This is a genomic window from Polaromonas sp. P1_E1_2, assembly GCF_056406035.1.
This window is the reverse complement of record NZ_JBFUAZ010000781.1, coordinates 1-1,637: the sequence shown is the minus strand read 5'-3', so window position 1 is coordinate 1,637 and position 1,637 is coordinate 1. Positions and strand designations below refer to the sequence as shown.

Sequence of the window (1,637 nt, the reverse complement as noted above, 5' to 3'; positions counted from 1 at the left end):
AGGCCGTCCTTGCCCACCGCCACGCCGCAAGGGTTGGCGTGCTTGACGATCACGCAGGCGGCGCCGTCCTTGATGAGGTCAAAACTCTTGACGCATTCCCAGGCGGCGTCGGCGTCGGCGATGTTGTTGTATGAGAGCTCTTTGCCCTGCAATTGTTTGGCCGTTACCAGCGAGCCGGGTGCGGGATACAGATCGCGGTACAGCGCAGCTTGCTGGTGCGAGTTTTCGCCGTAACGCAGGTCCTGCACTTTCACGAAACGCCCGTTGGCCTGGCCGGGGAACATACCGTGACTGCCGTCGGCCTGGATGCCTGAGAGATAGTCGCTGATCGCGCCGTCGTACTGGCTGATGCGGTTGAATGCCGCTACCGACAAGGCGAACTTGGTCTTGTCGGTCAGTTTGCCGCCGGTTTTCAATTCGGCCAGCACACCTTCATACTGCGAGGCATCGGTCAGCACGCCGACATCCTTCCAGTTCTTGGCCGCCGACCGCACCATCGCGGGGCCGCCGATGTCGATGTTTTCAATCGCGTCTTCCAGCGTGCAGCCGGGCTTGGCGACCGTCGACTCAAACGGATAAAGATTGACCACGAGCAAGTCGATGGTGTCAATGCCGTGGGTTGTCAGCGCCGCCATGTGCTCCGGCACATCGCGGCGGGCCAAAAGGCCGCCGTGAATCTTCGGGTGCAAGGTCTTGACGCGACCGTCGAGCATTTCCGGAAACCCGGTGTGATCGGCGACTTCGGTCACCGGGAGCCCGGCGTCAGCCAGCAGCTTGGCCGTGCCGCCCGTGGACAGCAGCTTGATGCCCAGGGCATGCAGCGCCTGCGCGAATTCGAGGATGCCGGTTTTGTCCGAAACGGAAATCAGTGCGTTCATTTTTGTCTTCTCTAAAGAGGATGGCCGGCGAAAGGGCCGGACCATGGGAGCGTGTTTTTTTATTTGATGAGCTTGTGCTCAACCAGCTTCTTGCGCAGGGTGTTGCGGTTCAGGCCCAGCCATTCGGCGGCGCGCGACTGGTTTTGCTCGGCATGCTGCATGACAACTTCCAGCAGCGGTTTTTCCACCACCTTGACCATCATTTCGTACATGCCGTCGGGCTCGGTGCCACGCAGGTCCTTGAAATAGCCTTCCAGGCTGGTGCGTACGCACTCTTCGATATGTTTTTTGCTCATGCAGCAGCTTCTTCCTGATTTTCCTGATTTTTATCTTTGTTCGCCCGTGCCTGCACAGGCACGCCCTCGTCATCAACCTCGACGGCAGCAGCCGGAATCCGGTCCATCTGCGCCCCCAGCCCTTCAAAAAAAGCACTCACCGCCTTCAGTTGCGCTTCGCAGTCTTCCAGCAGGTTCATCTGCGCGCGAAACGCCTCACCACCGGGCAAGGTCTTCACATACCAGCCGATGTGTTTGCGCGCCGTCCGCACGCCGGTGTATTCACCGTACAAATCGTAGTGGTCACGCAAATGGTCCAGCAGCAGGCGTTCAACTTCCGCCACCAGCGGTGGCGCAAGATGCGTGCCGCTTGAAAGGAAATGTGAAATCTCGCGAAAAATCCACGGACGCCCCTGCGCAGCGCGGCCAATCATCACGGCATCGACACCGGTATACGCCAGCACATCACGCGCTTTTTCAGGGC

3 protein-coding genes are annotated in these 1,637 nt (G+C 59.6%); all 3 read right to left on the bottom strand.

Translation table 11 applies throughout. The annotated features are described in order from the left end of the window. A partial coding sequence (gene purH / locus AC1D1P_RS22815) for a bifunctional phosphoribosylaminoimidazolecarboxamide formyltransferase/IMP cyclohydrolase (RefSeq protein WP_477674563.1) occupies positions 1 to 878 on the bottom strand: 878 nt, incomplete at its 3' end. Between the two features lie 59 nt (positions 879 to 937). Continuing rightward, positions 938 to 1,174, bottom strand: coding sequence for a Fis family transcriptional regulator (locus AC1D1P_RS22810; protein ID WP_348047983.1), 237 nt, complete (start codon positions 1,172 to 1,174; stop codon positions 938 to 940). After that, positions 1,171 to 1,637: tRNA-dihydrouridine synthase (locus tag AC1D1P_RS22805; RefSeq protein WP_477674562.1), on the bottom strand; the 467-nt coding region annotated here is incomplete at its 5' end. The genes AC1D1P_RS22805 and AC1D1P_RS22810, both read right to left, overlap by 4 nt.